Origin of the sequence: Polaromonas sp. SP1 (assembly GCF_003711205.1) — a bacterium.
GTDB lineage: Bacteria > Pseudomonadota > Gammaproteobacteria > Burkholderiales > Burkholderiaceae_C > Polaromonas.
This window is the reverse complement of sequence record NZ_CP031013.1, coordinates 4,116,959-4,138,213: the sequence shown is the minus strand read 5'-3', so window position 1 is coordinate 4,138,213 and position 21,255 is coordinate 4,116,959. Positions and strand designations below refer to the sequence as shown.

Below are 21,255 nucleotides of genomic sequence, written 5' to 3'. Positions count from 1 at the left end.
GTCGCGGCCTGATGGGGCGGCGTGAATGCCCATGTTACCCGCCCGAGGGTGTGGCGGCGTGACAAGCGAGGGCGATTTTGGCGCAGTTCGTAAGCTGCCTGCACCCTTGCAAAACCCCACCCGGGCCGGACGAGGCTCTTTCTGGGAAAATGCACCATGCCCGTCTCGTCTGTCCCTTCGTTTTCGCCTCTATGCCCGGCCAGCGCCGGCACGCCTGAACCTGCCAGCCCGTGGCGGCTGAGTGTGGCCCCCATGATGGACTGGACCGATAAACATTGCCGCCATTTCCACCGGTTGCTGTCGCGCCATGCGCTGCTCTACACCGAAATGGTGACCACGGGCGCACTGATTCACGGCGACGTGGAACGCCACCTCCGCTTTAACGCCGAAGAACATCCCGTGGCGCTGCAACTGGGCGGCAGCGAGCCCGCCGACCTGGCCCGCTGTGCCCAGCTCGGTGAGCAGTGGGGTTACGACGAGATCAACCTCAACTGCGGCTGCCCCAGCGAGCGCGTGCAGCGCGGCGCTTTCGGCGCCTGCCTGATGGCCGAGCCGCAACTGGTGGCCGATTGCGTGAAGGCCATGGTCGACGTGGTGGATGTGCCCGTCACCGTCAAGCACCGCATCGGCATCGACAAGGCCGAAAGTTACGACTTTGTGCGCGACTTTGTCGGCACCGTCAGTGAAGCCGGCTGCAAGGTGTTTATGGTGCATGCCCGCAATGCCTGGCTCAAAGGCTTGTCGCCCAAAGAAAACCGCGAAGTGCCGCCGCTGCGCTATGAGCTGGTGCACCGCCTGAAAAAAGAATTCCCGCACCTGGTCATCGGCATCAACGGCGGCATCAACACCAGCGCGCAAGTTGCAGCGCAGCTGGGTGAACTCGATGGCGTGATGGTGGGCCGTGAGGCTTATCACAACCCCTGGTGGCTGGCGTCGTGGGATGCGGAATTTTTCGGTGAGGCCGCCCCCGAATCACCCCTGACGCGCGAGCACGTGGAAGCGCTGATGTGCGACTACATGGTCCGTGAAGCCGCCGAGCATGGCACGCCCAAGAGCGCCATCGCACGCCACATGCTGGGCTTGCGCAACGGCCTGCCGGGTGCGCGGCGCTGGCGCCAGGTGTGGAGTGACCACCGCCTGCGCGATATGCCGCCGCACGCGGTGATGGCGCTGGCGCATGAAGTGCCGGCCTCGCAAAACCACGAGCCTGCAGACGCGACCGCCACGGCCGATGCCTGATTCCGCGCAAAAACATTCGCGCCAGGCGCTGGCCCTGCTGTGGCTGGTGCCGGCGCTCTGGACGGTCAACTACATCGTGGCCCGCAAGGCGCCCGGGGTGATCGGCCCGTATTTGCTGGCATTCGGGCGCTGGGGCCTGGCGGCACTGTTTCTGCTGTTGCTGACCCGTACCGAGCTTTGGCGCCAGCGCGCCGACATCGCCAAGGTGTGGCGGCAATACCTGATCCTGGGCACCCTGGGCATGATGATTTGCGGCGCTTGGGTGTACCAGGGTGCGCGCTCCACCGGGGCGATGAATATCGCGCTGATTTATTCAGCCTCGCCGGTGCTGATCGGCCTGGGCGCCGTGCTGTGGCTGGGTGAACGCTTTGGCGTGCGCCAGGGTGTGGGCGTGGCATTAGCCATCGCCGGCGTGGTGCATGTGGTGGTCAAAGGCCAATGGACGGCACTGGCCGGCGTGCAGTTCTCCGCAGGCGATTTGTGGATTGTTGCGGCGACGGTGTCGTGGGCTGCCTACGCGCTGCTGCAAAAGCAGTGGCCCAGCCCGCTGGGCGCCACCGCCCGGCTGGCCGCCATCTGCGCGGGTGGCACGCTGGTGTTGATTCCATTCACCCTGTGGGAAATGTCGCAGCCCGACGCCCTGCCGCTGAGCGGTTACGGCCTGTGGCTGATCGTGGTGGCCGCGATTGTGCCGGGGCTGGGCGCGTACTGGATCTACGGCTGGGCGCAAAAAATCCTGGGCGCAAGCCGTGTGGCGGTGTCGCTTTACCTGGGGCCGCTGTATGCGGGGCTGGCTGCCTGGGGCGTGTTGGGTGAGCCGCTGGGCTGGCACCACGCCATCGGCGCCTTGCTGATCCTCCCCGGGGTGTTTTTGGTGACGGGCAGGCCGCCCGCTCCCGTCAGGCCGCCGCTTCCAGCCCGTTCCTGAAGTGCTCGCGCATGCGTTGCGCGGTGGCATCGGCGTCGCGTGTGCTCAGCGCCTGCATGATGGCGCGGTGCTCGGCCAATGACTCTTCAATCCGGCCGCTCTTGAGCAGCGAGTTGTGCCGGTTGAGTTTCATCACCTTGCGCAAATCGGCCACCATCTGGTCGCGCCAGCGGTTGTTGGCGATTTCGAGCAGGCGCATGTGAAAGGCTTCGTTGATCTCGAAGAAGCGCTCGCGGTTGCTCACCGCTTTTTCCAGTTCGTTGTGCAGGCCCTGCAGTTCTTTGAGCTGGGCCGGTGTGGCCTGGGCGGCCACCACGCCGGCCGCATCGCTCTCCAGCAGCGCGAGCAGGTGGTACACATCGGCCAGGTCGCGCTCAGACACTTCGGTCACGTAAGCGCCGCGCCGCACCTTCATCGTGACAAGGCCTTCCGTGGCCAGCACCTTCAGGGCTTCGCGCAGCGGCGTGCGGCTGATGCCGTATTCCTCGGCCAGCTTGAGCTCGTCAATCCAGCTGCCCGGCGCCAGCTCGCGGTTGAAGATGCGCTGGCGCAAAAGCTCCGCCACTTCTTCGTAAAGCGCTCGAGGGGTTAGCGAAACTGCGGCCATGGGCATAAGGTGTTTTGGGGTCTGCAACTGCTTGGAGTGGGTGCTGCTTGCGTGCCGGCACCTGCTCGATTTGGTGGCATCTTACTGCAAACTGAATTTTGCATCAATAATTATAAATGATGTAAACTTGGCCGGATTCATGACTCCCTTGCAGCTTGGGCCTATGCTCTTCACAGCGCCCTGGCGTGCAGACCCGTTACGGTAAACCTTCCCATGTCCAAGCCCAACAAGCCCAGCCAAGAACCTGAATTTTCCCCAGCGAGCCTTGAAGCCTGGGCCAAAGCTGCGGCCAAATCGGCCCCTGGCGGCGATGTCGGCGCGCTGAACTGGCAGACGCCGGACGGCATCAGCGTCAAGCCGCTCTACACCGCCGAAGACACCAAAGACCTGCCCCATACCAACACGCTGCCGGGTTTTGAGCCTTTTATCCGCGGCCCGCAGGCCACCATGTATGCGGTGCGCCCCTGGACGATCCGCCAGTACGCAGGCTTTTCCACAGCCGAAGAATCGAACGCCTTCTATCGCAAGGCGTTGGCCGCAGGCGGGCAGGGCGTATCGGTCGCATTTGACCTGGCCACGCACCGCGGCTACGACAGCGACCACCCGCGCGTGACCGGCGACGTGGGCAAGGCCGGCGTGGCGATTGATTCGGTCGAGGACATGAAGATACTGTTCGACCAGATCCCGCTGGACAAGGTCAGCGTCTCCATGACAATGAACGGCGCGGTACTGCCGGTGCTGGCGGGCTATGTGGTCGCGGCCGAAGAGCAGGGCGTGAGCCAGGACAAATTGAGCGGAACCATCCAGAACGACATCCTCAAGGAGTTCATGGTCCGCAATACGTATATCTTTCCGCCCCAGCCCAGCATCCGCATCATCGGCGACATCATTGAGTACACGGCGCAAAACATGCCGAAGTTCAACTCGATCTCGATCTCGGGCTACCACATGCAGGAAGCCGGCGCCAACCAGGCGCTGGAGCTGGCCTTCACGCTGGCAGACGGCAAAGAGTATGTGAAAACCGCGCTGGGCAAGGGCCTGGACGTGGATGAGTTCGCCGGCCGCCTGAGTTTTTTCTGGGCCATCGGCATGAACTTCTACCTTGAAGTTGCCAAGATGCGCGCCGCGCGCCTGCTGTGGTGCCGCATCATGAAGGGCTTCAACGCCAAGAGCCCCAAGAGCCTGATGCTGCGTACCCACTGCCAGACCTCCGGCTGGAGCCTGACCGAGCAGGACCCGTACAACAACGTGGTGCGCACCACCATCGAGGCCATGGCTGCGGTGTTTGGCGGCACGCAAAGCCTGCACACCAACTCGTTTGACGAAGCGATTGCCCTGCCCACCGAGTTCAGCGCCCGCATTGCCCGCAACACCCAGCTCATCATCCAGGAAGAGACCCACATTCCGCACGTCATCGACCCCTGGGCCGGCAGCTACATGATGGAAAAGCTCACGCAGGATATGGCAGACGCGGCCTGGGCCATCATCGAAGAAGTCGAAGCCATGGGCGGTATGACCAAGGCCGTCGACAGCGGCTGGGCCAAGCTCAAGATCGAGGCGGCCGCCGCCGAAAAGCAGGCGCGCATTGACAGCGGTAAAGACGTCATCGTCGGCGTCAACAAATACAAACTCAAGACCGAAGACGTGATTGAGTCGCGCGACATCGACAACGTCGCCGTGCGCGACGGGCAGATCACGCGGCTCAAGGCCATCAAGGCCAGCCGCGACAACGCCGCCGTGCAGGCCGCGCTGGACGCCCTGACGGCCGCGGCGGAAAATAACAACGGCAATTTGCTGGACCTCAGCATCAAGGCCGTGCGCCTGCGCGCCACAGTGGGTGAAGTCAGCGATGCCCTCGAGAAAGTCTACGGGCGCCACCGCGCCGATACACAAAAGGTGACCGGTGTGTACGCTGCCGCTTATGACTCGGCCGAAGGCTGGGAAACCCTCAAGACCGAGATCAATGCCTTTGCCGAAGAGCAGGGCCGCCGCCCGCGCGTGATGATCTCCAAACTCGGCCAGGACGGCCATGACCGCGGCGCCAAGGTCGTGGCCACGGCCTTCGCCGACCTGGGCTTTGACGTCGACATGGGCCCGCTATTTCAGACGCCCGAAGAATGCGCCCGCCAGGCGATTGAAAACGACGTGCATGCGGTGGGTGTTTCCACCCTGGCCGCCGGCCACAAGACGCTGGTGCCGGCCATCATCGCCGAACTCAAAAAGCAGGGTGCTGACGACATCATCGTGTTTGTCGGCGGGGTGATTCCGCGGCAGGATTACGAGATGTTGTATGAGGCCGGCGTGAAGGGCATCTACGGCCCTGGCACGCCGATTCCGGCGAGTGCCAAGGATGTGCTTGAGCAGATCAGGGCTTCCTTGAAGTGATTCAGCCCAGCATTTATGCCTCGCTTTTCCGTTCGCCCTGAGGTATCGAAGGGCTCGCCGAATACCTCCACTCTTGTAATCACCTGAATCAGTGAAACCCTTCTTCGTCTACCTGCTGAAATGCTCGGATGGCTCCTATTACGGCGGCCAGACGGACGACATGGCCGTTCGCATGCATCAACACCATGCAGGAGAGATTGGCTACACGTCGACACGCAAGCCGGTGGAGCTGGTGTGGCAGGGCGAGTTTGAAACGCGCGAGGGCGCTATTGCTTTTGAGCAACAAATCAAGGGGTGGTCGCGGGCGAAGAAGGAGGCTCTGATACGCGGCGACTGGAAAGCGGTGCAAAGACACGCATGGGGTACGAACAACCCTCTGCCGGCCCATCTGGCGGGTGATGGCTCTTCGATACCTCAGGGCGAACGGGATGAGAGGTCTCAGGGCGAACGGGCTCAGGTTGCCGATGAGATTGGCGTCCAGGGTGACCCGCCCGCGAATGCTTCCCTCCCCGTTCGCCCTGAGGTATCGAAGGGCTCTTCCGTCAGCGCGGACAAGGCCCCCTTCAATCTTCTCCAAAACGTGCTCGGAGACAAGCCAGAACTCCAGCGCCGCGCCATCGCCAAAGCCATCACGCTGCTGGAGTCCACCCGCACTGATCACAGAGCCCAGGGCGACGAACTGCTCACAGCCTTGCTCCCTCATACCGGCAAGTCTTTCCGCCTGGGCATCAGCGGTGTACCCGGCGTGGGCAAGTCCACCTTTATCGAAGTGCTGGGCCTCTACCTGATCGCCCAGGGCCACCGCGTGGCCGTGCTCACCATCGATCCTTCGTCTTCCGTCTCCGGCGGCTCCATCCTGGGCGACAAGACCCGCATGGAAAAGCTCTCGGTGCATGAACGCGCTTACATCCGGCCCAGTCCCTCCAGCGGCAACCTGGGTGGCGTGGCAGAGAAAACGCGCGAGGCCATGCTGGTCTGCGAAGCTGCCGGCTACGACGTGGTGATTGTGGAGACCGTCGGCGTGGGACAAAGCGAAACCGCCGTGGCCGACATGACCGACATGTTTGTGCTGATGCAGTTGCCCAACGCCGGCGACGACCTGCAGGCTATCAAGAAGGGCGTGATGGAGCTGGCCGACCTGGTCATCATCAACAAGGCCGACATTGATGCCGACGCGGCCATGCGGGCTGAAGCGCAGATCACTTCGGCCATGCGCCTGTTTGGCCTGGTCAACAACGCCATGGATGGCGCGCAGGCCGCCAGCTATGACAAGAACTGGCACCCGCAAGTCGTCCAGCTCAGCGCATTGCACAACAAGGGTGTCGATGTGTTCTGGAAAGCCGTGACGCAGTTCAAAACCTTGCAGACTGCCAACGGCCAGCTGGCCGCTCGCCGCCAGCAGCAGTCGCTGTCCTGGATGTGGGAGCGCATTGACGCGGGCCTGAAGCAGGCTTTCCGCCAAAATCCGCAGGTGCGCGAGCGCCTGCCCGGCCTGATGGCGGAGGTGGCGCGTGGTGAAGTCGCGGCATCGACAGCTGCCAGGAGCTTGCTGGCCCTCGCCTCGAAGGGGTGGAACGCATGAAGGAAATCGCCATTCTTTGCACTCTGCTTCTGCAGGCCTGCCTGACTTGGGCCGGCGGCCTGATCGCCGGTGAGCCGCAGAGTTTTGTCTTTACCGACAAAGGCTACTTTGCGGACAAGCCCGTCACCGTGTATTACTACAAGGCGCGCAGCGCCGGCCCCGATGCCAAAGTCATGTTGGTGATCCACGGCGCCGAGCGCCAGGGCTCGCGCATGCGCGACAACTGGATGCCCTTTGCCGAGAAAAACAGGCTGATCGTGCTGGCCCCGGAGTTCGACGAGGCGCGGTATCCCTCCCGGCTCTTCAACATGGGCGGTATTGAGACGCGCGACCGCAGCAAGTGGTCGTTCCAGATCGTCGAGCACCTCTTTGAGTTTGTACGTGCCGATGAGGGGCTCACTGCGCCCGACTACCTGCTGTTCGGCCATTCGGCGGGCGGCCAATTTGTGCATCGCTTCATGTTGCTGTCCGAGGCGCCGCGCGTCTCTGTCGCCGTGGCGGCCAATGCCGGCAGCTACACCCTGCCCATCTATCCGGGTTTGATGGATGACAAGTTTCCTTATGCACTCGACGAAGGCATCGTCAGCCCCGACAAGCTCAAGCAGGTTTTTGCGCGCAAGCTGATTGTGCTGCTGGGTGAAAACGACACACAAACCGATGCAGCCAACCTTCCCAAAGCCAGGCAAGCCACGGCCCAGGGCGTGAACCGTCTTGAGCGCGGCACCCACTTCTTCGCACAGGCCCAGGCAGAGGCGCAAAGGCTGGGCACGCCCCTGGCCTGGGAGCGTGTCACCGTGCCGGGCGTGGGGCATGACTCACGCCGTATGAGCCAGGCAGCCGCTCGCCTTTTGTTTGAATCAGCCAAGTAATTTCCAACGTCCCACCATTGCGGAACACACCATGCAAGAAATCCTTGAACAACTCGAAAAGAAACGCGCCGCAGCCCGGCTGGGCGGCGGCCAAAAGCGCATCGACGCGCAGCACGGTAAAGGCAAGCTGACCGCGCGCGAACGTCTGGAGCTGCTGCTCGACGAAGGCACGTTTGAAGAATGGGACATGTTTGTCGAGCACCGCTGCACCGACTTCGGCATGCAGGACAACAAGATTCCCGGCGACGGTGTGGTCACCGGTTACGGCATGATCAATGGGCGCCTGGTGTTTGTCTTCAGCCAGGACTTCACCGTGTTTGGCGGCGCCTTGAGCGAAGCCCATGCCGAAAAAATCTGCAAGGTGATGGACCAGGCCATGAAGGTCGGCGCACCCGTCATCGGCCTGAACGACTCGGGCGGCGCGCGCATCCAGGAGGGTGTGGCCTCATTGGGCGGTTATGCCGATGTGTTCCAGCGCAACGTGATGGCCAGCGGTGTGATCCCGCAGATCAGCATGATCATGGGCCCCAGCGCTGGCGGCGCGGTGTATTCACCGGCCATGACCGATTTCATCTTCATGGTCAAGGACAGCTCCTACATGTTTGTCACGGGCCCTGAAGTCGTCAAGACCGTGACGCATGAAGAAGTGACGGCCGAAGAGCTGGGCGGCGCCACCACCCACACCACGCGCAGCGGCGTGGCCGACCTGGCATTTGAAAACGATGTCGAGGCGCTGCTGATGCTGCGCCGCCTCTACAACTACCTGCCGCTGAACAATCGTGAAAAGGCCCCCGTACGCCCCAGCGCCGACCCGGCCAGCCGCATGGACCTGAGCCTGGACACGCTGGTGCCCGAGAACCCGAACAAGCCGTACGACATGAAAGAACTCATCGTCAAGACGGTAGACGACGGCGACTTCTTCGAGATACAGCCCGAGTACGCGAAAAACATCATCGTCGGCTTTGCCCGCATGGAAGGGCAGACCGTCGGCATCGTTGCCAACCAGCCGCTGGTGCTGGCCGGTTGCCTGGACATCAAGAGCTCCATCAAGGCGGCACGCTTTGTGCGCTTTTGCGATGCCTTCAACATACCCGTGATCACCTTTGTTGACGTGCCCGGTTTCATGCCCGGCACATCGCAGGAATACGGCGGCATCATCAAGCACGGCGCCAAGCTGCTCTATGCATACGCCGAATGCACCGTGCCCAAGATCACCGTGATCACACGCAAAGCCTACGGCGGCGCCTACGACGTGATGGCCTCCAAGCATTTGCGCGGCGACGTCAACTTCGCCTGGCCCAACGCCGAGATCGCCGTGATGGGCGCCAAGGGCGCGGTCGAAATCATCTTCCGCGAGGACAAAGGCGACCCGGCCAAGCTGGCCGCCAAGGAAGCCGAATACAAGGCCCGCTTTGCCAACCCGTTCGTGGCCGGCGCGCGTGGCTTTATCGACGATGTGATCCTGCCGCATGAAACCCGCAAACGGATTTGCCGTTCGCTGGTGATGTTGCGCGACAAGAAGATTGAGAACCCGTGGCGCAAGCACGGGAATATCCCGTTATGAATAGCTAGGTGAATGTTGTGAGAATGGTTGAGAGCAAGGACGCTCAGCTCGGGAAGTTCTGGCTGTATCTACACGCAACCCCGTGGCGCAAGCTCGGAAATCTTCTCTTTGAAACTGGGATAACCCGATGGGTGCAATTCAAAGCCTAAAAGCATGGTGGCAAGGGATAGTCTCGAAAGATGACCTGGAAGCATGGGACGGCCAACCGAGCCCTGAAGATGCTCGAGATGACGCAAGAGCTCTCAAAAAATTGAGAGCTGAGCTGCATGTTTTTGTTCTTGCGACTTTCTCATTCCTGGGTAGCGAAGTCGCAGAGCGAATTTCGCGACGCGTTCATAAGGCCGCTCGAAGCGAGGATGGCGAAGTTATGGAGCCTGCAAGCGCTCTTCGAGACGGCTTGATGGGGGATTTTTTTGGTGGCAGGCGAACGCCATTTGTCTTTCTTTTTGAGGCCAGATATACCGAGAATGCCCAAATCATTCTTGGCAAAGTCTGTGACGCATACGGAATTAAGGACCGCTTTCAATTCGACGAGGCGATTCAAGGGGCGATGCCCCTGAAGGTTCTGGGACTGTTCAAGAATTGGTTGATTGAGCGATCGTTTGATTTGATTATTTTCGACACCGGTGGGGACGAGTATTGCGGTTTTCTTGTCCCCTTGATTGATTGCAAAGAGGCGATAAGCCGGTTATCCGCTATGGAAATTCAAGCGACGAGCGAGCCCGAAGAGGCGTGAAGAACGAAATTGAATTTCGAACTATTGGAGTTATGTAAACGTGTTTAAAAAGATCCTCATAGCCAACCGCGGTGAAATCGCCTGCCGCGTCATCCTCACCGCCCGCAAGATGGGCATCAAAACCGTTGCCGTCTATTCCGACGCCGACAAGGATGCGCGTCATGTCGAACTGGCCGACGAGGCCGTCAATATCGGCCCCGCGCCCAGCCGTGACAGTTATCTGCAAGCCGACAAGATCATCGCGGCCTGCAAGCAGACGGGCGCGCAAGCCGTGCATCCGGGCTACGGCTTCCTGAGCGAGAACGCTGGCTTTGCCAAGCGTGTCGAGGAAGAGGGCATCATCTTTATCGGCCCCAAGCACTATTCGATTGCCGCGATGGGTGACAAGATCGAATCGAAAAAACTGGCGGGCGCGGCGGGGGTGAACTGCATTCCCGGTGTGAACGATGCGATTGAAACGGCCGAGAAGGCTGTGGAGATTGCCAAGGGGATTGGTTACCCCGTGATGATCAAGGCTTCGGCCGGCGGCGGCGGCAAGGGCTTGCGCGTTGCGTTCAATGACAAAGAGGCCTTTGAAGGTTTCACCTCTTGCCGCAATGAAGCCCGCAACAGCTTTGGCGACGACCGTGTCTTTATCGAGAAGTTTGTCGAGGAGCCCCGTCACATCGAAATCCAGCTGCTGGGCGACAGCCACGGCAACGTGGTCTATCTGAACGAGCGCGAATGCTCCATCCAGCGGCGTCACCAGAAGGTGATTGAAGAGGCGCCGTCGCCCTTTATCAGCGACGCCACACGCAAGGCCATGGGCGAGCAGGCGGTGGCGCTGGCCAAGGCGGTGAAGTACCAGAGCGCCGGCACGGTGGAGTTTGTGGTCGGCAAGGACCAGAGTTTTTATTTCCTCGAGATGAACACCCGTCTGCAGGTGGAGCACCCGGTGACGGAATGCATCACCGGGCTGGACCTGGTGGAGTTGATGATTCGCGTGGCAGCGGGTGAGAAGCTGCCGATTGCGCAAAAAGACGTGCAGCGCAACGGCTGGGCGATTGAGTGCCGTATCAACGCCGAAGACCCGTTCCGCAGCTTTCTTCCTTCGACGGGCCGGCTGGTGCGCTTTCAACCGCCCAAAGAGACGATGTTCGCGGCCGACACCTCGCAGCTGTATGGCGTGCGCGTCGACACCGGCGTGCAGGACGGCGGCGAGATCCCGATGTTTTATGACTCGATGATCGCCAAGCTCATCGTGCACGGGAAAGACCGTAAAGACGCCATTGCCAAAATGCGCGAGGCGCTGAATGGTTTTGTCATTCGGGGTATCTCCAGCAACATCCCTTTCCAGGCGGCTTTGCTGGCGCATCCGAAGTTCGTTTCCGGTGACTTCAACACCGGCTTCATTGCCGAGAACTACGGCAAAGGCTTTCACGCCGAAGACGTGCCGCACGACGACCCGTCCTTCCTGCTCGCGCTGGCGGCTTACGTCAACCGCCGCATGCTGGGCCGGGCAGCCGGTATCAGTGGGCAGCTGCCGGGCCATGGCGTGACGGTGGGTGAAGAGTTTGTGGTGGTCAGCCTGGGCGCTGCGGGGCAAAACACGCAGCACCCCGTCACCGTAAGAAATTATCAGGCCCAATCGGGCTCCGGCACAGTAGAGACGCGGGTTGGCAGCTATGAAATTTGTAGCAACTGGCATCTGGGCGGCGCGCGCATACGCGGCACGGTGAACGGCCAGCCGTTCGCCGCGCAGGTGGAGCGCGGCGTGGGCCGTAACCCGCTGGCCATCCGCATCGCGCACAACGGCACACGGCTGGATGCGCTGGTGCTGACGCCGCGCGCGGCGCAACTGCATGCGCTGATGCCCTACAAGGCGCCGCCGGACATGAGCCGTTATGTGCTGTCGCCCATGCCCGGCTTGCTGGTGGACGTTGCCGTGCAGGTGGGGCAGAAGGTGCAGGCCGGTGAGCGTGTGGCCGTGATCGAAGCCATGAAGATGGAAAACGTGCTGTTTGCTGTCGCTGATGGCGTGGTCGGCAAGGTGCTGGCAGCCAAGGGCGAATCGCTGAGCGTCGACCAGCCGATTGTGGAATTCCAGGCATGAGCGCCGGTCGCCCTTTTAAAGTGCTGGGCATCCAGCAGATCGCCATCGGCGCCACCAACAAGGACCGGCTGCGCACGCTGTGGGTCGACATGCTGGGCCTTGAAGTCACCGGCAACTTTGTGAGCGAACGCGAGAACGTTGACGAAGACATCTGCGCGATCGGCAGCGGCCCGTTCAAGGTCGAGGTCGATTTGATGCAGCCGCTGGACGTGGACAAAAAACCGGCGGTGCACACCACGCCGCTCAACCATGTGGGCTTGTGGATTGATGACTTGCCCAAGGCGGTGGAATGGCTGACGGCCAAGGGTGTGCGCTTTGCGCCCGGCGGCATCCGCAAGGGCGCGGCGGGTTTTGACATCTGCTTCCTGCATCCCAAGGCTAACGACGAATTTCCGGTGTCAGGCGAAGGGGTGCTGATTGAAATGGTCCAGGCGCCGCCTGAGGTGATCAAGGCGTTTGCTGCGCTGGGCTGAATGCCCCACTAGCGCACGCAATTGCAGGGCTGGCGGCACAATGCAGGCTGCCTGATTTTCAACCACCGATTCGTCTGGAGCATCGTTTCATGGATTTGAGCCGCTTTCCCCGCCGCCGTTACACCGAAGGCCACACGCCGCTGGAGTTTCTCCCCAATTTCACTAAAGCCCTGCGCGCCACTTGCGGCCCCGATGGCGGGCCCAATGTGTGGATCAAGCGCGACGACATGCTGGGCCTGACGCCCGGCGGCAACAAGACACGCAAGCTCGAGTTCCTGGCGGCCGATGCGCTGGCACAAGGCGCCGACACGCTGATCACCTGCGGCGCGCCGCAGTCCAACCACTGCCGCGCCACGCTGTCCGCGTCCATCAAGGAAGGCATGAAGTGCCGTTTTGTGATTGAAGAGCGTGTACCCAACAGCTACAAGGCAGACGCCAGCGGCAACAATTTCCTGTTCCGCCTGATGGGCGTTGAAGCCATCACCGTGGTGCCGGCCGGCACCAACATGCTCGAAGCCATGCAGAAGGTCGCGGCGGATTTGGCCAAGGAAGGCCGCAAGGGCTACATCGTGCCCGGCGGCGGCTCCAACGCCATCGGCGGCCTCGGTTATGTGGCCTGCGCGCAGGAGCTGCAGCAGCAGTTCTTCGAGCAGGGTGTGCGTATCGACAAGGTCGTGGTGGGCTCGGGCAGCTCAGGCACGCATGGCGGCTTGCTGGCCGGCTTTATGGGCAACCACATCAACATTCCCATCGTCGGCATCGGCGTGAGCCGCGACCCGGCCGACCAGAACCCGCTGGTGCACAAGGAAGCGCAGGCCGTGGCCGACTTGCTGGGCCTTGGCATCACGGTCCCGGCCGAGGCGGTGGTGAGCCACGGCGACTGGTGGCGGCCCAAGTACTCGGTGCCCAACCAGGCCATGGTGGAGGCCGTGCAGATGCTGGCGCGCACCGAGGCCATCCTGCTGGACCCGGTCTACACCGGCAAGATCATGGCCGGCCTGATCGGCCTGGCGCGCAAGGGCTTCTTCCGCAAGGACGAGAACGTGCTGTTTATCCACACAGGCGGCGCGCCTTCGCTGCACGCCTTTGAGGCGGATGTGCTGGGCCTGACGGAACTGACGGCCTGAGTTTGCAGGTGCTGCAGAAAAGGCCGGCTTCTCAGCCGGCCTTTTTTTCGCGCTGCGCCCGGGCCCGGGCGAGGGCGGCTTCAATCACCGCGCGCTTGCGGTCGACGACGTCGGTATCGGTTTCGGCGCGTGCGGCGGTCGCTGCAGGTGGTTCCGTTGCAGGGTAAGCAGCGCCGCCGGATTTTTCAAGCGATTTAGGGCTGTAGCCCTTGCCCTTGCTGAGCCTGTAGCTATGAATTTGATAGCGTTTGCGGGCCGTGTCGGCCTCCTGCGCCGACCACGCAGCCCAGCCGGTGCGCTCGCCGGTGACGTTTTCCAGGCTGATGCAGTCGACGGGGCAGACCGGGATGCACAGCTCGCAGCCCGTGCACCAGGGCTCGATCACGGTGTGCATCATCTTGTTGCTGCCCATGATGGCGTCGGTCGGGCAGGCCTTGATGCACAGCGTGCAGCCTATGCACCAGTCTTCGTCAATGATGGCCACGGCGCGCGGGCCTTCGGTGCCGTTGGCGGGGTTGAGCGGCTGGGCAGGCTGGCCGGTAATGGCCGCGAGGCGCTGCACGCCTTCAGCGCCGCCCGGCGGGCATTGATTGATGGGGGCTTCGCCTTGCGCAATGGCCGCGGCGTAGGCCGCGCAATCCGGGTAGCCGCAGCGCGTGCACTGGGTTTGCGGCAGCGCGGCGTTGATGCGTTCGAAAAGGGGAAGGTCGGCGGGGGAGGTCACCGCCCTATTGTCCTACCAGCCATGGCCCGCAAACAGCTTTGCCGCAGCGGCCGTCAGGCCTTTTTGCTGCGCGTTGCCTTTTTGGCTGCCGGCTTGGCTGCGGCTTTTGGGGCGGCCTTCACGGCAGGCTTTGCTACTTTTTTAGGAGCAGCTACCGCACGTTTGGCCTGGGCTGGAGCCCGATTATTCTCAAGAATAAAGGCTTTGACCTGAGGGTAGACAATGTCGCGCCAGCGGCGGCCGCTGAAGATGCCGTAGTGGCCCGCGCCCTTGACTTCCAGGTGCTTTTGCAGTGCCTTGGGGATGTTGTGGCAAAGGCTGTGGGCTGCCTCGGTCTGGCCGGAGCCGGAGATGTCGTCCAGTTCGCCCTCAACGGTGAAGTGGGCCGTGGTCTTGATGTCTTCGGGCCGCACGCGTTCGAGTTCGCCGTCCACGTTGCGCACGTCCCAGGTGCCGTTGACCAGCTTGAACTCCTGGAACACCGTCTTGATCGTTTCGAGGTAGTAGTCGGCATCCATGTCGAGCACGGCGTTGTATTCGTCGTAGAACTTGCGGTGCGCCTCGGCGCTGGCGTCGTCGCCCTTGAGCAAATCCTTGAAGTAGTCGTAGTGGCTCTTGGCGTGGCGGTCGGGGTTCATCGCGACGAAGCCGGTGTGCTGCAAAAAGCCGGGGTAGACGCGGCGGCCGGCGCCCGGGAAGTTGCTGGGCACGCGGTAGATCACATTGTTTTCAAACCACTCGTAACTCTTGTTCATGGCCAGGTTGTTCACGGCGGTCGGCGACTTGCGCGCATCGATCGGGCCGCCCATCATGGTCATGCTCAGGGGCGTGGTTTCGCCGCGCGAGGCCATCAGCGACACGGCGGCCAGCACCGGCACGGTGGGCTGGCAGACGCTGATGACGTGGCAGTTGCCGTAGATGCCCTGGATGTGGCGGATGAATTCCTGCACGTAGTTGACGTAGTCGTCCAGGTGGAAGGCGCCGTCGGACAGGGGTACGGTGCGCGCGTTCTTCCAGTCGGTGATGTAGACCTTGTGGTCTTTCAGCATGGTCTTGACGGTGTCGCGCAGCAAGGTGGCGTAGTGGCCCGACAGCGGCGCCACGATGAGCACGGCGGGCTCGCCCTTCAGGCCGGTCAGCGTGGCGGGGTCGTCGGTGAAACGCTTGAAGCGGCGCAGCTCGCAAAAGGGCTTGTCGATCTCCACGCGTTCATGGATGCTGACTTCTGTGCCGTTGACGTCGACAGTGCGGATGTCGAAGGCCGGCTTTTCATAGTCTTTGCCCAGGCGGTAGATCAGGCTGTAGCCGGCGGCCACGCGCTGGGCAAAGGGGTTTTGGCCGAGCGGCGAAAGCGGGTTGCCGTAGAGCTTGGCCGCTGCCTGCGCAAAATCAACAAAGGGCTCCATCAAGGTGCGCTGGGTTTCATAGACTTGATACAGCATCGGGATCAACCTTGGTTATGTAAATTTTTTACGTAAAACGTATTATGTTGCAGTGCAATATAACAGGCGAGGGGTGCACTGATTTAGGGATATCTACTAATTCCGCCCTAAATCCGGACGGTTTTCACGCGGCTGGCGCCGGTGCACCACAAAGCGGCGGCGGGCTTGTTTTACCTGGAGGCCGGCGCCACCTGGGGAATTGACGGAATACTTATCATTTTGCGCCCCGGCAGCAATCTTTGCCGGGCCCGATGCAGCCCTCTTGAACAGGAAAAAATAACATGAGCTCCCCGATCGACATTTCCGCGCTGGACCAGGTCGCCTCCCTGAAGAAATCCGACCGGATGCCGGTCCTTTTTCTGGGGCACGGCAGCCCAATGAACGCCATCGGCGACAACGAGTACCGGCGCAGCTGGCAGGCGCTGGGCGCGGAGTTCGGCGCCAAATACCCGCGGCCGCAACTGATTTTGTGCGTTTCAGCCCATTGGCTGACAGAGGGCTGGTGGCTGACCGCGATGGACAAGCCCAAGACCATTCACGACTTCGGCGGGTTTCCGCAGGAGCTGTTTGACCAGCAATATCCCGCGCCCGGCGATCCGGCGGCCGCCCGGGCGATCAGCCAGCTGGTCAGGCAAAGGGCGTCGGCGCCTCTGGGGCTGGACGAAAGCGAGTGGGGGCTGGACCACGGCGCCTGGTCGGTGCTCAAGCCCATGTTTGCCGATGCGGACATTCCCGTCATCCAGCTCAGCATGGACTACGGCCGCGCGCCCGAGGACCACTATGCGCTGGCAAAGCAGCTCAAGGCGTTGCGCGAGCGCGGCGTGCTGATCGTGGCCAGCGGCAACATCGTGCACAACCTGCGCCAGATGCAGCGCGGCGCGACGGGCAGCCAGGCCTACGACTGGGCGCTGGAGTTTGACCAGACGATTGGCGGCTACCTGCAGCAGGGCAACCTGGACGCACTGCAGAACTTCCAGAAACTGGGGCAGGTGGCCAGGATGGCGCACCCCACTTATGAGCACTACCTGCCCTTGCTGTATGCGGCAGGCGCTGCCGATTCGAAGGAGCCTATGCGCTTTTTCAACACCAGCTTCCAGGCGGGTTCGATTTCCATGCGCTCGGTGGTGTGGGGCTGAGCTTTCTGGAGTCGATTTGCTATCAAATTAATAGCTGCTTGCCCATGCAGGTCGTGGGCTAGAGGTCGATTTTCTTAAAAATCTCGGCTTGGGGCGGGTGCGATTTCCAGCCAGCTCCAGCGCTCCTGGTAGGCCCTGGCCTTCTTCTCAAACAGCGGCAGGTGGGGGCACAGGGGGTTCGGGCCAAGCTGGCCCTGATAGAGCGCTTGCATGCCGTTCGGTGCATACAGCGCCAGCCCTGATTCGCCCGCGCTCAATCCGACGCAAGTGCAGCGCACCAGGAAGCGGTCGATACCGTCCATGGAACTGCCCAGGGCAGGGTAGGGAAAACCGAAGTACGCCTGGTACCAGGTATGGACGCGCGCCTGGTTTTTGGCTTCAACCACAATGCCCAGCCCTGAAAAACAGGCGCTGACCCTCTCGTTGATGCGCGCTTCAGCCGCCTCCGACAAATCGGAGGGGTCGAAGTAAAACAGGTCGTAGTCCTTGATCTGCGCCTCGGGCGGCTGGCCCGAGCGCAGATTCCAGATAGTCTGGAAGAGGCAACCGGCCACCAGCCAGGCGTCAGGCAAGCCCAGTGCGGGCAAGCGATCCAGGATGGCCCGGTTGTGGCGGTTTTGCAGCGCGTCCCGGATGAAGTCGTCCGGGAGCGGGGCAGCGGAGGGCGCCGTCACCGGGGCTGCGTTACATGACCTTGGCGATGGACGCGCAGACGTAATCGATGTTCTTGCTGTTGAGTGCCGCGACGCACATGCGGCCGGTGTCGGTGCCGTAAACGCCGAACTCATTGCGCAGGCGCACCATCTGGTCTTTGGAGAGGCCGGAGTAGCTGAACATGCCGATCTGCGTGGTGATGAAGCTCATGTCTTCCTTGACGCCGGCGCCCTTGAGCTTTTCGACCAGGGCAATGCGCATCTGCTTGATGCGAAGGCGCATTTCGCCGAGCTCCTTTTCCCAGAGGGCGCGCAGCTCGGGCGTATTGAGCACCGTGGCCACCACCATGGCGCCGTGGATCTGCGGGTTGCTGTAGTTGGTGCGAATGACCAGCTTGAGCTGCGACAGCACGCGGTCGGCTTCTTCCTTGGACTGGCAGAGCACCGAGAGGGCGCCCACGCGTTCACCGTAGAGGCTGAAGCTCTTGGAAAACGACGTCGACACAAAAAAGCTCAGGCCGGCAGCCACAAATTTACCGATGACTGCGCCGTCTTCTGCGATGCCGTGGCCAAAGCCCTGGTAAGCCATATCGAGGAAGGGTGTCAGCTTGCGCGCCTGGATGGCGGCGATCACCTGGTCCCACTGCTCGGCGGTGATGTCGTAGCCCGTGGGGTTGTGGCAGCAGGCGTGCAGCACGACGATGGTGCCTTCGGCTGCGGCATTGAGGGCGGCGAGCATGCCGTCGAAGTTGACGCCGCGCTTGCCCGCATCGTAGTAAGGGTAGCTTTCAACGGTGAAACCGGCCTGGGTGAACAGCGCGCGGTGGTTTTCCCAGCTCGGGTCGGAGATCAGCACCTTGGCATTGGGGCTGAGTTTTTTGAGGAAGTCGGCGCCGATCTTCAGGCCGCCCGTGCCGCCTATGCCTTGTGCGGTGGCTATGCGGCCGCTCTTGACGGGTTCGCTGTCGACGCCGAAAACCAGGCCCTTGACGGCCGCGTCATAGGCGGCGATGCCGTCGATCGGCAGGTAGCCGCGGGCCTTGGGGTCGGCCATCATCTGCGCTTCAGCCGTCTTCACGCATTCGAGCAGGGGGAGCTTGCCGTTGTCGTCGTAGTACACGCCCACGCCCAGGTTGACCTTGGCGGGGTTGGGGTCGGCGTTGAACTGCTCGTTGAGACCCAGGATCGGGTCACGCGGGGCCATTTCGACAGCGGTAAACAAAGACATGAAATATCCTCAGAGAAGTGGAAAAAAGCGAAAGCGGCGGTGTGGGGGCGTCTGGCTTTTCGGGGCCGGTGATTTAGGGCACAAGCTGACCGGAAACAAGGCTACAAGAGGTATCCAAAAGGGCCGTTGGGCTTGCAATTCCCATTTTCGGCCGAATGTCGTATTCTGTTTGGTTGCCCCGAATTTTAACGGGGCTTGATCGAGGTTTTATGCCAGAAACAATAGAAGTCATAACCGATGAGGCCGAGTCGGCCCCCAGCGAGGGCCAGTTCATCCGTTTTCCGGATTCGCCGTTTGAGCTGTTCCAGCCCTTTCCGCCGGCAGGCGACCAGCCCACGGCGATCGACCAACTGGTCGAGGGCGTCAACGACGGCGAGGTGTTCCAGACTCTGCTGGGCGTGACCGGGTCCGGCAAGACCTTCACCATGGCCAATGTGATCGCCCGCCTGGGCCGCCCGGCCATTGTGTTTGCGCCCAACAAGACGCTGGCGGCGCAGCTTTACAGCGAGTTCCGCGAGTTCTTTCCCAAGAATGCGGTGGAGTATTTCGTCAGCTACTACGACTACTACCAGCCCGAAGCCTATGTGCCGCAGCGCGACCTGTTCATCGAAAAGGACTCGGCCATCAACGAGCACATCGAGCAGATGCGCCTGTCGGCCACCAAGAGCGTGCTGGAGCGGCGCGACACCATCATCGTGGGCACGGTCAGCGCCATTTACGGCATAGGCGCGCCCGAGGACTACACGCAGATGCGTTTCATCGCGCGCACCGGCGACAAGACCGGCCAGCGCGACGTGATCGCGCGGCTGATCCGCATGCAGTACGCGCGCAACGACCAGGATTTTTCCCGCGGCACGTTCCGGGTGCGTGGCGACGTGATCGACGTCTTCCCGGCGGAGCATTCCGAGCTGGCCATACGCATCGAGCTGTTCGACGACGAGATCGAGTCGCTGCAGCTGTTTGACCCGCTGACGGGCCGCATCCGCCAGAAAGTCCCGCGCTTTGTGGTCTACCCCAAGAGCCATTACGTCACCCCGCGCGACAAGGTCATGACGGCGGTGGAGACCATCAAGCTCGAGCTGTCTGAACGCGTGGCCCAGTTCGTGGCCGACGGCAAGCTGGTCGAGGCCCAGCGCATCGAGCAGCGCACCCGGTTTGACCTGGAAATGCTCAGCGAGATCGGCCATTGCAAAGGCATCGAGAACTACACCCGCCACCTGAGCGGCGCGCCGCCGGGTTCACCGCCGTCGACGCTGTGCGACTACCTGCCCAAGGATGCGGTGATGTTCCTGGACGAGAGCCACGTCATGATCGGCCAGCTCAACGCCATGTACAACGGCGACAGGGCGCGCAAGACCACGCTGGTGGAATACGGCTTTCGCCTGCCGAGCGCGCTGGACAACCGGCCGCTCAAGTTCGAAGAGTTCGAAACCAAGATGCGCCAGGCGATTTTTGTCTCGGCCACGCCGGCTGCCTATGAGAAAGAGCACGCCGGCCAGGTGGTGGAGCAGGTGGTCAGGCCTACAGGCCTGGTCGATCCGCAGGTGGAAGTGCGGCCGGCCACGCACCAGGTCGACGATGTGCTGCAGGAAATCCGCATCCGGGTCGAGAAGAATGAACGGGTGCTGATCACCACGCTGACCAAACGCATGGCCGAGCAGTTGACCGACTACCTGAGCGACAACGGCGTGAAGGTGCGCTACCTGCACAGCGATGTGGACACGGTTGAGCGCGTGGAAATCCTGCGCGACCTGCGGCTGGGCACCTTTGACGTGCTGGTGGGCATCAACTTGCTGCGGGAGGGCCTGGACATCCCCGAGGTGTCGCTGGTGGCCATCCTGGACGCCGACAAGGAAGGCTTTTTGCGCGCGGAGCGCAGCCTGATCCAGACCATTGGCCGGGCGGCCCGCAACCTCAATGGCCGGGCCATTCTGTATGCCGACCGCATCACCGATTCCATGAAAAAAGCCATGGACGAAACCGAGCGGCGGCGCAACAAGCAGATTGCCTTCAACCTGGAAAACGGCATCACGCCGCGCAGCGTGGTCAAGCGCATCCGCGACCTGATCGACGGCGTCTACAGCGAGAAATCCGGCAAGGAAGCCGAAAAACTCGAGATGCAAAAAGCGCTGGTCGAAGACATGAGCGAAAAAGACATCGCCCGCGAGATCAAGCGCCTGGAAAAGCAGATGATCGAACACGCCAAGAACCTGGAGTTCGAAAAAGCCGCCCGGGTACGGGACCAACTGCACAGCCTCAAGCAACAGGCTTTTGGCGCGCCCGGCATCGACAATGTCGTGCCGCCGGGCGTTGCGGGCCCAAGCCGCGCCTAGGCCTGTTCGACCCGTTTATCCATCTGACGCACTGAAATGGTGCGTTGGATGGGGCGACTACGGGTTAGCTCCCATCTTTGGGCAGTCTCAGCAGGAAAAACCCTGCCTGTGTTATACTTGACGAAAACAGTCAAGAA

General features: G+C 61.9%; 17 protein-coding genes and 1 pseudogene. 13 read left to right on the top strand and 5 right to left on the bottom strand.

Going from position 1 to position 21,255, the window contains the following annotated elements; all coding sequences use genetic code 11:
• Positions 1–156: 156 nt before the first annotated feature.
• Complete coding sequence (gene dusA, locus DT070_RS19460; protein ID WP_122956888.1) at positions 157–1,239, top strand: tRNA dihydrouridine(20/20a) synthase DusA; 1,083 nt, start codon at positions 157–159, stop codon at positions 1,237–1,239.
• On the top strand, positions 1,232–2,167 hold the full coding sequence (locus DT070_RS19455; RefSeq protein WP_122956887.1) for a DMT family transporter: 936 nt from the start codon (positions 1,232–1,234) through the stop codon (positions 2,165–2,167). Before dusA ends, DT070_RS19455 begins: the two co-directional genes overlap by 8 nt.
• Here DT070_RS19455 and DT070_RS19450 read toward each other — a convergent pair.
• A complete protein-coding gene (locus DT070_RS19450) occupies positions 2,139–2,774 on the bottom strand; it encodes a GntR family transcriptional regulator (protein ID WP_122957503.1) in 636 nt (211 codons plus the stop codon). The genes DT070_RS19455 and DT070_RS19450 overlap by 29 nt on opposite strands.
• A gap of 213 nt (positions 2,775–2,987) precedes the next feature.
• Between DT070_RS19450 and scpA the strand changes: the two genes are divergently transcribed.
• The 9 genes and pseudogenes from scpA (at position 2,988) to DT070_RS19410 (ending at position 13,602) form a co-directional block, all read left to right on the top strand.
• Complete coding sequence (scpA, locus tag DT070_RS19445; protein ID WP_122956886.1) at positions 2,988–5,159, top strand: methylmalonyl-CoA mutase; 2,172 nt, start codon at positions 2,988–2,990, stop codon at positions 5,157–5,159.
• 91 nt (positions 5,160–5,250) lie between these two features.
• Positions 5,251–5,460: pseudogene (locus DT070_RS21705) on the top strand (GIY-YIG nuclease family protein); the annotation flags it as partial.
• Between the two features lie 279 nt (positions 5,461–5,739).
• On the top strand, positions 5,740–6,741 hold the full coding sequence (meaB, locus tag DT070_RS19440) for a methylmalonyl Co-A mutase-associated GTPase MeaB (RefSeq protein WP_206074071.1): 1,002 nt from the start codon (positions 5,740–5,742) through the stop codon (positions 6,739–6,741).
• Complete coding sequence (locus tag DT070_RS19435) at positions 6,738–7,610, top strand: hypothetical protein (RefSeq protein WP_122956884.1); 873 nt, start codon at positions 6,738–6,740, stop codon at positions 7,608–7,610. The genes meaB and DT070_RS19435 overlap by 4 nt, the downstream gene beginning before the upstream one ends.
• A 31-nt stretch (positions 7,611–7,641) precedes the next feature.
• On the top strand, positions 7,642–9,174 hold the full coding sequence (locus DT070_RS19430) for an acyl-CoA carboxylase subunit beta (protein WP_122956883.1): 1,533 nt from the start codon (positions 7,642–7,644) through the stop codon (positions 9,172–9,174).
• Between the two features lie 127 nt (positions 9,175–9,301).
• A complete protein-coding gene (locus DT070_RS21435) occupies positions 9,302–9,910 on the top strand; it encodes a hypothetical protein (protein ID WP_153976332.1) in 609 nt (202 codons plus the stop codon).
• 40 nt (positions 9,911–9,950) lie between these two features.
• Positions 9,951–12,002, top strand: coding sequence for an acetyl/propionyl/methylcrotonyl-CoA carboxylase subunit alpha (locus DT070_RS19420; protein WP_122956881.1), 2,052 nt, complete (start codon positions 9,951–9,953; stop codon positions 12,000–12,002).
• Positions 11,999–12,475, top strand: a complete 477-nt coding sequence (locus DT070_RS19415; protein WP_122956880.1) for a VOC family protein — start codon at positions 11,999–12,001, stop codon at positions 12,473–12,475. The genes DT070_RS19420 and DT070_RS19415 overlap by 4 nt, the downstream gene beginning before the upstream one ends.
• 89 nt (positions 12,476–12,564) lie before the next feature.
• Entirely contained in the window at positions 12,565–13,602 is a 1,038-nt protein-coding gene (locus DT070_RS19410) for a D-cysteine desulfhydrase (protein WP_122956879.1), read from the top strand.
• Positions 13,603–13,633: 31 nt separating this feature from the next.
• Here the strand turns inward: DT070_RS19410 and rsxB are convergent, their stop codons facing one another.
• Positions 13,634–14,326 carry an electron transport complex subunit RsxB gene (gene rsxB, locus DT070_RS19405; protein ID WP_122956878.1) on the bottom strand — a complete coding sequence of 231 codons (693 nt, stop codon included), beginning with the start codon at positions 14,324–14,326 and terminating at the stop codon, positions 13,634–13,636.
• Positions 14,327–14,379: 53 nt separating this feature from the next.
• A complete protein-coding gene (locus tag DT070_RS19400) occupies positions 14,380–15,768 on the bottom strand; it encodes a polyhydroxyalkanoate depolymerase (protein ID WP_122956877.1) in 1,389 nt (462 codons plus the stop codon).
• 281 nt (positions 15,769–16,049) lie between these two features.
• On the opposite strand from DT070_RS19400, the gene ygiD reads away from it, so the two are divergent.
• Positions 16,050–16,904, top strand: coding sequence for a 4,5-DOPA dioxygenase extradiol (gene ygiD / locus DT070_RS19395; RefSeq protein ID WP_122956876.1), 855 nt, complete (start codon positions 16,050–16,052; stop codon positions 16,902–16,904).
• Positions 16,905–16,978: 74 nt separating this feature from the next.
• Here ygiD and DT070_RS19390 read toward each other — a convergent pair whose 3' ends face one another.
• Positions 16,979–17,578 carry a nucleotidyltransferase family protein gene (locus DT070_RS19390; protein WP_228778444.1) on the bottom strand — a complete coding sequence of 200 codons (600 nt, stop codon included), beginning with the start codon at positions 17,576–17,578 and terminating at the stop codon, positions 16,979–16,981.
• Between the two features lie 10 nt (positions 17,579–17,588).
• Positions 17,589–18,785, bottom strand: coding sequence for an amino acid aminotransferase (locus DT070_RS19385; RefSeq protein ID WP_122956874.1), 1,197 nt, complete (start codon positions 18,783–18,785; stop codon positions 17,589–17,591).
• Between the two features lie 209 nt (positions 18,786–18,994).
• Here DT070_RS19385 and uvrB point away from each other — a divergent pair, with 209 nt between their 5' ends.
• Positions 18,995–21,118 (top strand): excinuclease ABC subunit UvrB, encoded by a 2,124-nt coding sequence (gene uvrB, locus DT070_RS19380; protein ID WP_122956873.1) that lies wholly within the window; start codon positions 18,995–18,997, stop codon positions 21,116–21,118.
• Positions 21,119–21,255: the final 137 nt, after the last annotated feature.

What these genes read in the sequence shown, in the direction of transcription:
- DT070_RS19410 (WP_122956879.1), top strand. Translation starts at nt 12,565, where the DNA reads ATGGATTTGAGCCGCTTTCCCCGCCGCCGTTACACCGAAGGCCACACG.
- DT070_RS19455 (WP_122956887.1), top strand. Translation starts at nt 1,232, where the DNA reads ATGCCTGATTCCGCGCAAAAACATTCGCGCCAGGCGCTGGCCCTGCTG.
- DT070_RS19435 (WP_122956884.1), top strand. Translation starts at nt 6,738, where the DNA reads ATGAAGGAAATCGCCATTCTTTGCACTCTGCTTCTGCAGGCCTGCCTG.
- ygiD (WP_122956876.1), top strand. Translation starts at nt 16,050, where the DNA reads ATGAGCTCCCCGATCGACATTTCCGCGCTGGACCAGGTCGCCTCCCTG.
- DT070_RS19385 (WP_122956874.1), bottom strand. Translation starts at nt 18,785, where the DNA reads ATGTCTTTGTTTACCGCTGTCGAAATGGCCCCGCGTGACCCGATCCTG.
- DT070_RS19415 (WP_122956880.1), top strand. Translation starts at nt 11,999, where the DNA reads ATGAGCGCCGGTCGCCCTTTTAAAGTGCTGGGCATCCAGCAGATCGCC.
- DT070_RS21435 (WP_153976332.1), top strand. Translation starts at nt 9,302, where the DNA reads ATGGGTGCAATTCAAAGCCTAAAAGCATGGTGGCAAGGGATAGTCTCG.
- DT070_RS19400 (WP_122956877.1), bottom strand. Translation starts at nt 15,768, where the DNA reads ATGCTGTATCAAGTCTATGAAACCCAGCGCACCTTGATGGAGCCCTTT.
- scpA (WP_122956886.1), top strand. Translation starts at nt 2,988, where the DNA reads ATGTCCAAGCCCAACAAGCCCAGCCAAGAACCTGAATTTTCCCCAGCG.
- dusA (WP_122956888.1), top strand. Translation starts at nt 157, where the DNA reads ATGCCCGTCTCGTCTGTCCCTTCGTTTTCGCCTCTATGCCCGGCCAGC.
- DT070_RS19430 (WP_122956883.1), top strand. Translation starts at nt 7,642, where the DNA reads ATGCAAGAAATCCTTGAACAACTCGAAAAGAAACGCGCCGCAGCCCGG.
- DT070_RS19450 (WP_122957503.1), bottom strand. Translation starts at nt 2,774, where the DNA reads ATGGCCGCAGTTTCGCTAACCCCTCGAGCGCTTTACGAAGAAGTGGCG.
- uvrB (WP_122956873.1), top strand. Translation starts at nt 18,995, where the DNA reads ATGCCAGAAACAATAGAAGTCATAACCGATGAGGCCGAGTCGGCCCCC.